A 14757-nucleotide genomic window follows, 5' to 3' on the forward strand; every position below is an offset into this window, starting at 1 on the left:
TTATCTAACCTTATTAATAACTACCTCTGATTCAAAAGGAGACTACTTATGTGTAAAAATCCGATTTCTATTATTATTCGTATACAGCATAACATAAAAGTTTTACCTGAAATTTTGAAAGCCTGTGAACAACTACAGCCTTTAGAAATTATCCTTACTATTAACGGATGTATCGATGATTCCATTGATATTGCACAATCTTACAATTGTAAAATTATCACACTAGAAGAACCGACAGAATCAAATAATTGTTATGTAATTGGTGCAAAAAAAGCAAAGGGTAAGTACCTCTTATTTTTAGATGCAAATTACATTATCCAATCTTCCTTACTTACACAATTTCTTCAACCATTACTAGACGAATCAGCTGACATAGTATTAAACAATTTAAATGACTTTTTTTATCAAAAGCAAAAGCCAACTATAGAAATGATTTGGCAGCAAGTTACGAATCATTTTTTTCATCGTCCAGATTTACATGTTAACTCACTATTATTTCCTCCCTATGCAATAACAAAAGAGATTCTTGATGCAATTACTCCAGAAAGTTTATTAAATCCGATATTGGCACAAATGAAAATTATTAAAAATAAATTTCGCATTAGCAATCATTTTAAAATTTCTATACCGCAAATTCCCTCCTTCCCCTCAAAACAACTCATTCGTTATCACCTAGAAGCAATTGAAAATTGGGTAAATATATTACAAAATTCAAGAGGAAACTATACTGATAATAATCGAAGGCGAGATATTATTTTAGAACTTCAAAACGGCGAACAAAGAGCTATACCCAAAATAATTACAGGTAAAAAGTTTTATTCAAATACTTATGGAAATAAACAATTATCCATCATTATCCCTGTTCAAAATGAAGAAAAAACGATAGAATCTATCATTTTTGAGGTGCAGAAATTAAAACCTTTAGAAATCATCATTATTGTTAATGGATCAACAGATAAAACAGAGGAATTGGCGAAGAATTGCGGTGCAACAGTTATTACTTACAAAGAAGCACTCGGCATTGATACCGGACGTGCCGTTGGTGCATATTTTGCAAAAGGTGATATATTATTATTTATTGATGGTGATTTCTTAATTCCTAGTTCTGATTTATTACCATTTGTACAATCTGTTCAAAATGGAACCGATTTAGCTTTAAATAAATTAGAGCACTACTACATGTATCGTGTTCCTTATACTATCGTAACTGCATGTAAGCATGTTGTTAATTTAGCATGTAATCGAAAAGATTTAGGTATGGGCTCCACAACTGCTGTCCCTCATGCTTTTAGTCGAAAATGCATTGATACAATTGGGTTTGATTCTCTTCTTTCACCAACCTTAAGTCAAGTTAAAACAATTTTAGCAGGATTGCATGTACAAAATGTTCATTCTATCGACGTTGACAAGATAAATCGAATTCGACCAGAAAAACACTTCTCGCAGGAAGGCTACCTTTCATTAGCAACGCAACAAATCATTGGTGATCATATAGAAGCAATTTCTTACCTCATTGAACAAAAAAGAAACACTGAATACTTTTAATTGTATATTCTTACCACCAAATAATATATGAATTCATTTTAAATATATAGCAAAATAAAAAAAGATGGTTGTAACCATCTTTTTTATTTTTACATTAGATCAAAAGAAAAGTAGCAGGCAGGCTTTTCATTTCTGTATCTTTCTTAAGAAGTTTGAAAATAGAGGCTTGTTAATGAAGAGTCAACACTTAAATCATCTTTTAGTGCAATTGAGAAACATGCAACTAATGGTAAAGTAATAACAATTGATCCACTAGGACTAATTACAATAGTAGGACTTGTCCCACATGTGCCTCCACAATCGACTACTGCATCGATTCCACTACCAGGGGTAATTGTAATTTTAAGACACACATCTAAACAAACATTATTCGTAGTACATGCCATAACTCTCCCTCCTTTCTTTTAACAATATATGCAGTTAATTAAATTCGGACACAACTCTCTTACTAAGTCTTATAAATTAGATGTTATTTTATTATTAACTGCATAGAAAATTAACGTTTTATTAAACTATCTAAATCAACTAAAAAACTCAAATCATCCTTTACTGAAATAGAAACACATGCAATAAACGGTATTACATTAAAATTAGATAAACATTCATCATTGCACCTTACGAATATTTCTGCCCCACCATTTGGATTGACTTTAGTTTCTAAAGAAATATGAAAACAACTTTTATTGATGCAAGACAAGATATTCCCTCCTTTCTTATATCTAATATCAATTTATCCCAAAATAAAAATACCGTTACAACTTTATTTACTCTTTACCTTCCATACTTAAAATAAAAAAGATAAAAGCTTCTTCATATATATAAAGAAGCCTTTACCTTTTAGTTACTTGTTCATTTACTATCAGTCAGTGAAACATGCTCTTCACTTGTACCTGAGCTAAAAATAATAAAAATTTTTGATTTTAGTTTCATTGCAATACTAAATATCGTCAAGTTGCATAAATGAAATGTTTAAGTTACTCATTCAATAGACAAATTTACCTTTTAAAATAAATCTTTAAAATCCTTATTCTTTAATAAATATGAAAGTCCTTCTAAATGATCCCCAGTAATTCTCAATACAGCTGGTGGATGTCCTATCGTCGCAAAATGCTCTTGTGGCCGAATGCGATTTGGTTTCATTACATCTACAAAATGGACACATTCGACTTTATACCCTTCTAATATTGCCTTTACTTGTGCAACACACGCTGTGTGAAGAGTGTCCCAGCCAATTCCCTCTAAACATTTTCTACTAATAGCATGGGGAACAGCAATTGTAGATCCTACCCCTAAATCTTTACGGTTACAAGCAATATTCAACATATATTTATATAAACTTACAATATATAGAGGAAATCTAAGATTTAAATTTAAATCATTTAAAACCATATCAACACCATCCGCAACAGCTTGCGTTAACGGATGAAGATCTTTTGCTGGAATAGCAAAATCAGCATCAATAAAGAGAAGTATATCTCCTGTCGCTTCTTGTGCACCAATTGCCCGTCCTACATCATGCCCTAATCTTTCTTCATAAACAATTACTGTTGCCCCTGATTGCTTAGCAATTGCTTCTGTTTGATCTGTTGACCCATTAATGACAACAATTATTTCTTTCGGTTCAATTTTTCTTGCCTCAAGAATAACTTCTTTAATCGTTGATTCTTCATTTTGTGCTGGTATAATAATTGATAACTGTTTTCCATTATAAATAGAGGAATTCATTCCCCATCCTTTATGGAAACGTGAATAATTCTTTTGTTTTTTTAACTGCTCTATAATTTCTCTTTTTCTTCCTCCATCTGTATAATTACCTCTATCATCTTTTCGTTGTAACCAACTCTCCAAAGCTTTTATATTTTCTTTAATCTCATATACTTCTAATTTAGTTAATCCATTTTTATAGAAAGAGGTTTTGTTTGCAGGCATATTATTCAAGGAGGTGTTAGTGATGGCTGACGAGGATTGTAGTCGCCACCCTTTCTCAATAAGAGTTACTTGGGACAGAATAGGGTTCTGCAAGATATCATATCCAATGTCTTCAATTGCTTTTTTAGTAATAGCATATGGCATAGATAACATCGAATCATATTTTAAATCCATACGCCCCAATACATCGTTTACTATTTTTCTATACACCATAGCAATGCTTGGCCATTCTACTCTCATCTTTTCAAAACAAACCGAGTCTATATTATTTAAAATTACATCCTGTTCCTTTTTTAGTAGCGGTTCTATAAATCGTTCTAATTCTACCGAAAAAATAACATCTTCTCCATTTAAAAATAAGACTACATCACCATTGGCGACTTTTGCCCCATGAACTGGTGCTTTCCATTTACTTTTCTCCTCAATCACAACAACGTTACTTTCAACAAATGTTGGTATAGATTGTATCGCACTCATTCTATCATCAGCTACAATAATAATTTCTAGTGGTTTTATATGCTGCACTTTATTTAAAATTTGATTCAATTTTGATTTTTCTTCTCCTAAAACTATAACAACTGATAGGTCCACTTCTTTTTGTTCTTCTTTTACAGTCTGATTAGGTTTTACTTTTTTTATATATTCAATTGTTTCACTCTTCCCTACAGCTGCATGCCCTGCTTTTTTATCAAAATATAAGTCAATTATAATTTGATTTACTTCCGTGTCTTTATCAAGTTGCTCTAATTCGGAAATAAATGGTAGCAAATGATTTTGCACATCAAATTCACACGCGAAATTTTGCAAAAAATAAATATTCGGTACATATTTAATGTGATTAAAAAATTTCACAACATTAATTCTTTCGCCAAATTTCTCTTCAACTTCTTCTCTTGATAAATTTGGATAAGACAAATCGAAAACTAGATTTATTGGTACAGGTATCCATTTTAATAAATTTGTTTGAGGATTATTAATGAAAGCTGTGGAGCCCTTAACGAATCCAGCTAAAATTAAAGACATAAATCCTCCTCCAGAACTGCCATAAAACAACACATTTTTCGAATCAACTTTTAACTTTACAAATACTATTTCTAAAATATTTGCTATATCTTGTAAATAAAATCTATTTAACTCTCCCTGTCCCCAACCTAAAGATAATTTTCCAAGATATAACGTAGGGTCATTATAATATATAACAGTATCTTCAAATTCATCCATCCAAGAATGTCGATGAAAAATAGGTGGACCAATTGGCTGTTCTTGAAACCCACCTGCTCCGGATCCAAAAACAATAGTGTTAGAAGCATCGGGCTTAATACGAATTAAAAATTCATACGTTACTTTATCCCAATCAACCTTGAGTATAAATGGTTCTGTAATTTGAAAATCCATTTGCCATAATTGTTCATATGAAATGTTAATTATTTTATACTGGTCTAACAGTTTAATCACCCTTTCCATCCATTTCGAGTTGTTCTATCAAGTAAGAGAGAGCTTCAACGTGATCACCAATGATTCTTAATACTGCTGGAGGATGCCCATTGTGACTTACATTTTCCTTTAAACGAATTCTATTCGGTTTTACAACATCAACGTAATGTACACATTCTACTCTATACCCTTGTAATATTGCTTTTACTTGTGCAAGGCTAGGGCATAGTAAGCTTTCCCAGCCTATTGCATCTAAACATGATCTACTCATAGCATGTGGAATTGCTACTAATGAGCCATTGCTTAATTCTGGACGATTATATGCTAAATTAAGCATATATTTTACGACGTCTACAACATAAAACGGAGGGTGTAACATCGGATTCAAATCATTTAATGCTATGTCTACACCAGCTGAAACTGCTTTTGTAAAATGATGCAAATTACTTCCTGAAACACTAAAATCACCATCAATAAATAAAAGAATATCTCCTGTAGCTTCAAGCGCTCCAATAGCACGTCCAACATTATGACCAAGTCGTTCGTTATATTCAATAATAGTAACACCAAGTCTTTTAGCAATATTAGCCGTTTGATCTGTCGAACCATTTACAACGACGATGATTTCTAGTGGTTCTATTTTTCTCGCCTCAAGTATTACTTGTTCTATAGTCTCTTCTTCATTTTGTACCGGTATAATGACAGAAAGTTGCTTCCCATCATAAATTGAAGAATGCATTCCCCACCCTTGATGATAGGAAGGGTATCGCTTACATTCACCTAGTTTTTGAACAATATCTCTTCTTTTTCCTGCATCAGTAAACCCTACTCTTCTTCCTTTTTTCTCTATCCATTTAGCTATACCGCGTAAATATCTTTCTACTTTCTCTTTTTCATTTTTGGATAACTCTTTTTTTATTAAATATCCTCCTTCCTCTATAGTCTCATCTTTAGATAACGTATTGATTGCATATTGATCGTTAATCCGCCACCCTTGATTCACAATCTTCATATGAGATAGAACGATATCTTCCATATAATTAAAGCCGATATTTTCCACTACTTCCTTCGTAAGCGCATATGGTAACGAAAGTATTGAATTGCTTTTTAAATCTGGTCGACTTAAAATTTCATTTAACATTTTTCTCCATACAATATCCATATTTGGACATTTACCTATTTCTATCAATTTATCTATTTTATTTAAAACTACATCGGCTTGATTTGTAACAATTGGCTCAATAAATCTCTGCATTTCATTTGTGGATAACGAAAAATTGCCATCTAAAAATAATAAAACTTCTCCTTTTGCTGCCTTTATACAAGCTCCATATCCATCATAATGCTTATTATATTTGTCCATAAAAACAATATGACATTTATGTTTCTTTGCTATTTCATACAAATTACTTCTATCGTTAGGAACTAAAATTATAATTTCAAGAGGATTTAGCTTCCATATAGATTGAATTGACTCTTCTAATATTTGCTCTCTTTCACTGTACAAAATAATAACCGTTAACGATTTCATTACACGCCCCCTTTACACATCATGTGACATAAAATATTAAGTATTACCATTTCCTATGAATTTGCTACTTTATTAACATATTCAAAAGTGAATTATACTGTGTGAAAACAAACGTCTATTTTTAAAAATATAATTCTGCACTTACCTCCTTTCTCTTATCATTGTTTGTTACAACTCTCACCATAAAAAACAAAAAAAGTCCTAATTTCTTTAGGACTTTTTTAAATAAATTTATCAATATTATTAATTTTATATACTACCTTTTTCCATGTTATACCGCGATCTTTTGTAGTAAATATTTCTTTTTTATTACACGCCCAACCTTTACGCCGATTAAAAAAATGCAAACAAAATACATTTTTTAACAATGGATTACTTGATACTTTAATCCATTTTGCTCCTTTTTTTATTATTTGATACACACTTCCATTTTCACTATTTATAACCCAGCCATAATAGGAACTAAAAAACGAAACAGCCACTTTACTAGTATTTATTGTTTTATTTGAAATATGCCACGAATTCCCCTTATCAAATGAGTAATTCATTAAAAATACATCATCATTCTTTTTAGTTGGTATTACTAATAAGTTATTTTTATAGATTGCTTTATAAGCCATAGCAGTCCCATTATTAATTCCTTCAAGACTTGGAATATCTTTTATAGGATGCCAACTTTCCCCACCATTTATTGTTTTAAATACCGTTGATGTTTCATAATGTTTTTGTAATGAAATAAACCCAATTAGATCGTTTATAAATGTTATCCCTGAAATACTATCACTAATACTTATATTTTTTATTACTTTCCAAACTTTCCCTTTCGTTTTCAAATAGTATAAATTATGTTCAAATTTATTTGATGCAAGCTTTCTAGATAATACAATCCATATACTATCCATATTCGTAGCATGCAATTGTACTTGAACATCAGTCGATTTCTCCCAATCTTCTTCAACCGGTAAAATAAACTCACTCCACCTTTCTCCTCTATTAACTGTATAAAATATAGCTGGCAATAAATCGTCATTCTTTTTTGTTAAACCATATGCCCAAGAGCTTCGAGCGTTTATTGGATACCCAAATAATACAATTGAATTAAGAGGATTGACAACATCCCATTCTACTCCTCTATTTTGAGTATATAAGATAGCCTGCTTTTTATTTGTATATTGAATACTAGCCCAACCATATTTATCCGTTCTCATTTGTAAAGAAGTAAATTGAATATCATTATTTTCCAATATATCACCTCATTCTTATTATTTATATATTCGTATGCTATTATTTTCAAAACGTTCTATCATTAGTTATTTAAACCACCCGCTTTATCTACTATCTTTATACTTACTTTCCCTTTTCTTCACCACTCAAATATAACGAAATTCCTTCTATTTTTCCGTTATCATATACAAACGACTGTATTTTACAAAATTCAACTATAAAAAATGCACCCCAATTGTAAACTATCCCCAACAATTAGAGTGCACTTTATATAAAATATAGCTTTAATTTTTAAGCACTTACTACAGCAGCAACTTTATCTAAACAAATAATAAACTGATTCATAAATGCGTCAATTTCCTCTTTCGTAATAATATACGGCGGAAGTAATCGAATAATATTCCCTTTTGTTACATCGACTAACATTCCTTTATTCATTAGCTCAACCTGTAATTTCTTCACATTTTCATTCGTATCATTCAGACTAATTCCAAACATCATGCCAGCATGACGCACTTCCTGTATATAATAAGAATTTTCTTTCTGAATGTCTTGCAGTTTGTCATTCAAATATAGTGACGTTTCATAAGCTTCTTGCATTAACCCATCATCAAGTAATGTATTTAATACCGTTAAACCTAAAGCTGTTCCCATTGATGAATGAGCAAACGTTGTCCCGTGATCTCCTGGTGAAAATACATCACATAACTTTTCACCTACAATAATCCCTCCTAGCGGTATCCCACCTCCTGCTCCTTTACCAATTTGAATAATGTCCGGTGTGATATTAAAATTTTGATAAGCAAATAGTTTTCCCGTTCGACCCATACCACTTTGAACTTCATCAACGACAAGAAGTACATTATATTTTTCACATAAATTTTGAACACCATGCAAATATTTACTTGATAAAGGATAAATTCCCCCACTGCCTAAAACAGGCTCTAGCATAATCGCAATTGGTTTTTCTTTAATAATGGTCTCCTCTAATTGGTCTATATTCTCACGCTCTACTTCGTATACAGGAATAGATGTTTTAGGGAAATTTTGATATACCTTTTCTTGTCTCGTAAAATGTAGTGCCCCTAACGTCCTCCCGTGAAAACTATCTTTTAACACAACTACTCCGTCACGCTCTTCATTCGCAATAGATCTATATTTATCAATTAATTTTAATGTCGTTTCTGTCGCTTCCGTACCAGAGTTTGTAAAAAAGACTTTTCCGCTTTTTAAAGTACACTCTACTAATTTCTTTGCATACTCAATTGCAACTGGGTTTAAGAAATGAAACGGTAAATGCAACGATTTCACAACTTGCTCCATTGTCGTTTGTACAATTTTAGGATGATTGTATCCTAGTACATTTACTCCTACGCCAGAAAATAAATCTAAATACTCTTTACCATCTACATCATATAGTTTACATCCTTCTCCTCTTTCCATTGCAACCTCTGTCCGACAATATGTAGACATCATATATTCTTTATCTAATTGAAACCAATCCGACATGTTAAATTCCTCCTAGTTATTTTTCCTTTTTTAACGTTTATTCTCTATATAATCGTTTATAAATTAAGTTTTAAGATTGAAATTTTAATAGTGGTTTTCTTCCACATTTTTTATTAAAACGTGTGCTTTCTCTTCCCGATATTCATTTTTCCATAATTTCTTCTATTTCAACAGGTCCACTACATATGTGTTTTTTTCATCTAGCGGTATGTTACTGCTTTGAACTTTGTATGTCATACATAATCGAGACTATAAAATCATATTTAGTAACAATCGACGAAAAAATTTGGAGGCTATATCGATGAATGAAAAATATGATAAACATAGGAAAGAATTATTAGAAGAAGACTTTAATAAACATCGAGAACTTACTGAACCAGCTAAATTTCACTCTCAAACAGTTGGTTCACGTGGACCTGTACTAGAGCAAGATAGTGTACTGCATGAGTCATTACAACAATTTATTCATGAAAAAATTTTAGAAAGACCTGTTCATGTAAAAGGATTTGGTGCGTTCGGTTATTTTCAAACGATATATTCGATGTCTGAACATACTAAATTAAGTTTTTTACAAAATTCTAATGAGAAAGTTCCTGTTATGGTTCGATTTTCGTTAGCTGTTAGTACGAAAGGAACACCGGATACTGCTAGAAATGTACGCGGTTTTTCCACAAAATTTTATTCAAAAGAAGGCATTTTTGACCTTTTATGTAATCACATTCCTGTTTTTTCTGTCCGTGATCCAATGCGTTTCCCTGAAACGATTCAAGCATTATTGCCTTCACCTAAAAATAACTTAATAGACCCTAATAGATTTTGGAGTTTTGTCGCTAAAGCACCTGAATCTATTCATTTTGTTGTCCGTTTATACTCTAATAATGGTACGGCCAAAAGTCTTCGCCACATTCCAGGACATAGTGTTAATACATATGTATGGAGAAATGCGGAAGGTAATCGAAAGTATGTAAAGTATCATTGGTACCCGTTTGAAGGTGTACAGTACATTACTAGTAAAGAAGCAATTAAACTAGCTGCCGAAAATCCTGATTATAGCGGGAAAGATTTATATGATGCAATTGAAAATGGTAAACCAGTGGAGTATGGTTTATACGTCCAGCTCATGGATCCGAAAGATGAAGCGCATCTTTCTTATGATCCTTTAGATGACACAAAAGTATGGGATGAACAGACGTATCCTCTCATACCAGTCGGGAAAATGGTATTAAATAAAAATCCTGAAAATTTTATGGAACAAGTAGAAAAGGTCGCATTCTCTCCTTCTAATTTACTGGATGGTGCAGAACTATCAGATGATAAAATGCTGCAAGGGCGCGCTAACATTTACAGTGATTCACAAAGAAGAAGAATTGGTCCAGAATTTCGCAAATTAACGATTAACCAGCAGCAAGATTGGACACCTGCTAATCAAATTACAACCGGTGAAGGAAGGTACGTTGAAGGTAAACTTGAAAGAACTTCTATAATGAAACAGGATGACTTTACGCAGGCTGGTGAATTTTATACGAAGTTACAGCCAATAGAAAAAGAACATCTCGCTGAAAACTTAGCTAGTGATTTGAAAGTTATATCCGATGATATTAGGGAGATCGTTTTGGGGTATTTCAATCAAGTATCAACTGATTTGAAAACAAGCATTGAGACAAAAATGAAAGAGCATTAAGAAGATTAAAACATGCTTTACGAATGAGAATTCAAATCTATATTAATTATTTTCTTGTCAAAATCCAATGAGGTTATTTAATTTGAAAATATAAAGCCAACATATCCCTGTTCTATAATTAGAACAGGGATATGTTGGCTTAGTTTAATGTTTAACATTACATACTTTATTTCGCTAAAAAATGCGATAAGTAGCCTTTCAAAACAAACTATAGTAAACTATTTTACTTGTACCGTATAATTCCCTGTTCCACCACCATACTTATATACACTTAAGTAATATTTCCCTGGCTTTGCATTATAATTTCCAAGCAATTTGTTTCCATCACGTTTTGTTGCATAAGCTACATAATTATTTAAATCTGATTCAGAATATAATACCCAGTTCAGTCCAAGATTTTGTTCGTTCGTAACAGAAATTTGTAAATCTTTTTGATCCTTTACATCAATAACAAATTTATCCCCCTGATCTTGATCGCTCAAGGTTCCTCTTAACAAAATATTCAAAGATAGTGGGTTTGCTGTTTCAAATGAATTATTTGGTTCTTTTTCTACAGCCGTACCTTCTTCCGTATTCACTCCGCTAAACACAACATCATATTCAAATTGCCCAGCATTATTTACACGGTAATTTACAAAATAAGCAGTCAATGTTTTATATCCAGTCCACTCTTTTCCTGAAAGACGTTTCAACATATCATTTGTTGCTTCATTCATCACTTTCCAGTCCTCAACTTCTCCTTTAGCCACACTTCCTGTATATGTTCCCTGTAGTGTAAATGTATTAAAGAATTGTGATTTATTCTTTGTTACTTTCACATCTTTTAATTTCGCTTCATTCGTAATATCTGAAGTAACGTCCGAAAGCGATTTTGGATCATGTTGAGTTAAATACTCATCTGATACTTGTGGAATCGTATACTTATCGCGATTATCAATAAGCATTTGCATATAAGATTGATATTCTTCATTTAACTTATTATCTTTGCTTAATGTAGCACGGTATGCATCGTAACTTGAAACATCATTTGCGCGAATTAAATCATGTACTTTATCGAACATTTCTGGGCGCTTATTATACATATATGATTGCAGCGCAAACGAATAATTATAAAAATCCCACGTTCCATATTTCGCATTTAATGTTTGTGATGCTGTATAACGTTTTGCAGGATCATTAGATAACCCGCCAATTATACTTTTTCGCGGTACTACACTATCTAATCGCGTTGCACCTGCAAAGAACTCTGCATTCCCTTCTTCAAACCATGTTAAACGTTCATTTTGATACATTTCCCCTTGGCCCCATAATCCCTGAACTTCGTACCTTCCCTGTAAGTAGTGCGTAAATTCATGGCGGAACAATTCTTCCAGACTATAAATACTTTGCTCTGGTGTACGTTCATATGTAAAGAAAGTTCCTGTCCCTTCAATATAAATCCCACCATTATTCGTTTCATATCCGTACAGTTGACGATTAAATTGATACTCATCTGGGCTATTATAAATAACCATCGTTAACACATCATCAGCATGTCCACTTTCAAGTGGTTTATCGCTACCAACTGTACGATAAAATTGAGAACGCACCTCTTTTGCCGCCCAGTATAGACGTTTAATTTTCTCTTCGCTAACTTTATCCCCAGCTTTAAAGACAATTGCTCCATCATCAAACGTATACGTTTTCGGTAAATATTTCTTTTTACCTTCTTCTCGAATTTGATCTAAATTTACAGTTTTTCCATTCGCATCTATTCCTCCATAATTTGTAGTAATTTGTTCTGCCGCAACAAAGTATTGCTCTCCTAAATATGGGTAAATTCGCATTGCATCTGTAACAACTTGTTGTCCTTTTGTCGGCGTGCTATGAAGCTTGCCCAATCGGCCAGCATAATAAATTCCATTATTAATTAACCATCCGTTTTTATTTGTTACTGTACCAAGTAGTGCAAAACGATTTACTTCATTAATAAAGTTATCGATATTCCGAAACCACATCGTATCTTTTGGCTCTTTTCCAGTCGTGTACATATCCGTCTGAATATCAAAGTCAATTCCCTTCATCAACTCATATATAGCGTCTCCTTTTGTTCGGTCTTCAATGAAAGTTGCAAGATTATCGTTATATTGTTTAAAAATTTCACCTGCATATAAAACCGTTTCAACATCTGCTGATGCATTTCCAATTAATTTTCCATATGATGCAATTATTTTATTTTGTTCTGATGTACCAAGTTTGAAATTTGGATTTTTTGCAATTGTTTTTAAAGCTGGTAAACACTTATCATGGTAGCTACGCTCATTTAGTTTGCTTAATTCATCATGGTAAAAACCTAAATAAAATGCTGCACGTAGAGCTTCTACTAATGTTTCAATCCCTTTTGAATCATCTTTCGTATAAGCTTGTCCTTGTTCTGCTAGTTTATTAATAATTGCTTGCATTCGGCTATCATCTTGATAGAATTTAAGACTATCACTATTAAACTGAAATAATTCCGGAATTTGATACCATTTAATTGTCACAAGAAGATCAGTTAATTGTTTATTATTTAATTGATTTAACTCAGCCATTGAATACTTTTTTTCTTCAGCTAACGGTTTAATATTATCGGTTGGTGCTAGTGGGCGCTGTGATAAATCCGCTAATTTTAACCGTTTTGTAAAAGATGCATTTTCTTGTACTTTTGAAGGGTGCGCCAATTCATCAACAGATTTCTGTATTCCTACCGGCTCCATTTGTAATACGTTCTTCACATTTTGCTCTTTTGTCTCTGCTTGAATTTGCAAACCATTACATGTTATTGTCACTAATCCAACACCAAGAATCCACTTAGAAATTTTCGAATATTTAACCATCCCATTGCCCCCTAATAACTTAAAAGAAAATTCAGAATTTTAAATTCAAAAAAACCACTTATTTGTATGTATTTACAGTTCCGCTATAAATACAACTATGATTAATAATGCAATAGTAGCTTGTTTTATACTATTACGAGTACAGATTCCTTACATACAATCTCCCTTCCTTACATGTAATACAAGCAAAAACCGTGCCAATCATATTTCTTATGAATAGCCAACATTCTTTTATAAATACTGTAGAATAAAATATACATAGGTGGTTCGGTAATGTATAAATCATTTGACACAAAATCTAATGTTTATGAAGAACAAATTCATTGAATATTATAAGTTCATTAGCCAGTAAATAATCCCCAATTATTAAATCTCTCAAAAAAAGGTAAACAAACATATTCCATAAAGCTAATATGTTCGTTTACCTTTTTCTATTTCACATCAACAGCAAAATATCGTTGAATAAAAACAGTATGAATAAGTATTTTGTTATTCATTTCTCTTTTTCATATAATCTTTTTCACATTGCAACAGCTTGAATTTCACTTTTTTCCCTTTCTTCTTTTTCGTTTTTATAACGAGCCATTCCCCTTTTTCAACGTCTAGTTTTAGGCGTTTCATTACATTGATATTATCTTTTTCTTTATAAAGTAAAAATGCTTCTTGTGCCCTCACAAATAAGCTGGGCTGTTCGCTAAATCCACCACTATCATAAATTTTAGTTAGCGAATTATAATAAGAATCATTTTCCTTTCCACCATACATCAAATGAGCAGCCTCCAGATCTCTTTTACTTACTTCCCAAAAACTATGTTCATCAATATTTAAATTAAATGTGGATTTAATGTCCTGTATTATATTCTTCACATGCTTTTCATCTCTAACTTTTCTTTCTTCGAGACAATCCGAAGATAATTCTGGTGCATCTGATTGGGAATGTACAACGTGTTGTATCGATACACACAGAATAAATACGCTTAAAATGTAAAATATTTTTTTCATATTTACATATCACCTCAAATGATTTAGATACTATATCATTTGAGGCT

At 32.0% G+C, this 14757-nt stretch carries 10 protein-coding genes; 2 read left to right on the plus strand and 8 right to left on the minus strand.

Going from position 1 to position 14757, the window contains the following annotated elements; all coding sequences use genetic code 11:
- Positions 1-48 precede the first annotated feature (48 nt).
- Positions 49-1545 (plus strand): glycosyltransferase family 2 protein, encoded by a 1497-nt coding sequence (locus tag GD442_RS14130; protein WP_000335245.1) that lies wholly within the window; start codon positions 49-51, stop codon positions 1543-1545.
- A 143-nt stretch (positions 1546-1688) separates the two neighbouring features.
- Here the strand turns inward: GD442_RS14130 and GD442_RS14135 are convergent, their stop codons facing one another.
- The 6 genes from GD442_RS14135 to GD442_RS14160 all read right to left on the minus strand — a co-directional run bounded on the left by GD442_RS14135 (position 1689) and on the right by GD442_RS14160 (position 9172).
- A complete protein-coding gene (locus tag GD442_RS14135; protein ID WP_000752474.1) occupies positions 1689-1931 on the minus strand; it encodes a hypothetical protein in 243 nt (80 codons plus the stop codon).
- Positions 1932-2041: 110 nt separating this feature from the next.
- Positions 2042-2242, minus strand: a complete 201-nt coding sequence (locus tag GD442_RS14140; protein ID WP_001277646.1) for a hypothetical protein — start codon at positions 2240-2242, stop codon at positions 2042-2044.
- A gap of 305 nt (positions 2243-2547) precedes the next feature.
- On the minus strand, positions 2548-4869 hold the full coding sequence (locus GD442_RS14145; protein ID WP_002041379.1) for a glycosyltransferase: 2322 nt from the start codon (positions 4867-4869) through the stop codon (positions 2548-2550).
- 52 nt (positions 4870-4921) lie between these two features.
- Positions 4922-6439 carry a glycosyltransferase family 2 protein gene (locus tag GD442_RS14150; RefSeq protein ID WP_000839307.1) on the minus strand — a complete coding sequence of 506 codons (1518 nt, stop codon included), beginning with the start codon at positions 6437-6439 and terminating at the stop codon, positions 4922-4924.
- Positions 6440-6660: 221 nt separating this feature from the next.
- Entirely contained in the window at positions 6661-7683 is a 1023-nt protein-coding gene (locus tag GD442_RS14155; RefSeq protein WP_000429609.1) for a hypothetical protein, read from the minus strand.
- A 271-nt stretch (positions 7684-7954) separates the two neighbouring features.
- Positions 7955-9172, minus strand: a complete 1218-nt coding sequence (locus GD442_RS14160) for an aspartate aminotransferase family protein (RefSeq protein WP_001286473.1) — start codon at positions 9170-9172, stop codon at positions 7955-7957.
- Positions 9173-9473: 301 nt separating this feature from the next.
- On the opposite strand from GD442_RS14160, the gene GD442_RS14165 reads away from it, so the two are divergent.
- Positions 9474-10853, plus strand: coding sequence for a catalase (locus tag GD442_RS14165; protein WP_001003610.1), 1380 nt, complete (start codon positions 9474-9476; stop codon positions 10851-10853).
- A gap of 218 nt (positions 10854-11071) precedes the next feature.
- Here GD442_RS14165 and colA read toward each other — a convergent pair whose 3' ends face one another.
- Positions 11072-13708: a collagenase ColA gene (colA, locus tag GD442_RS14170; protein ID WP_000241891.1), complete on the minus strand. Its 2637-nt coding sequence runs from the start codon at positions 13706-13708 to the stop codon at positions 11072-11074.
- Positions 13709-14197: 489 nt separating this feature from the next.
- On the minus strand, positions 14198-14710 hold the full coding sequence (locus GD442_RS14175) for a hypothetical protein (RefSeq protein WP_000719372.1): 513 nt from the start codon (positions 14708-14710) through the stop codon (positions 14198-14200).
- Positions 14711-14757 lie beyond the last annotated feature (47 nt).

The sequence above is a fragment of the Bacillus sp. A260 genome (assembly GCF_009861435.1).
In the GTDB taxonomy this organism is placed as follows: Bacteria; Bacillota; Bacilli; order Bacillales; family Bacillaceae_G; genus Bacillus_A; species Bacillus_A cereus.

Bases quoted from the DNA above. Each gene is read 5' to 3' on its own strand.
- GD442_RS14130 (WP_000335245.1), top strand. From the start codon at position 49: ATGTGTAAAAATCCGATTTCTATTATTATTCGTATACAGCATAACATA.
- GD442_RS14135 (WP_000752474.1), bottom strand. From the start codon at position 1,931: ATGGCATGTACTACGAATAATGTTTGTTTAGATGTGTGTCTTAAAATT.
- GD442_RS14145 (WP_002041379.1), bottom strand. From the start codon at position 4,869: ATGGATTTTCAAATTACAGAACCATTTATACTCAAGGTTGATTGGGAT.
- GD442_RS14150 (WP_000839307.1), bottom strand. From the start codon at position 6,439: ATGAAATCGTTAACGGTTATTATTTTGTACAGTGAAAGAGAGCAAATA.
- GD442_RS14160 (WP_001286473.1), bottom strand. From the start codon at position 9,172: ATGTCGGATTGGTTTCAATTAGATAAAGAATATATGATGTCTACATAT.
- GD442_RS14165 (WP_001003610.1), top strand. From the start codon at position 9,474: ATGAATGAAAAATATGATAAACATAGGAAAGAATTATTAGAAGAAGAC.
- colA (WP_000241891.1), bottom strand. From the start codon at position 13,708: ATGGTTAAATATTCGAAAATTTCTAAGTGGATTCTTGGTGTTGGATTA.
- GD442_RS14175 (WP_000719372.1), bottom strand. From the start codon at position 14,710: ATGAAAAAAATATTTTACATTTTAAGCGTATTTATTCTGTGTGTATCG.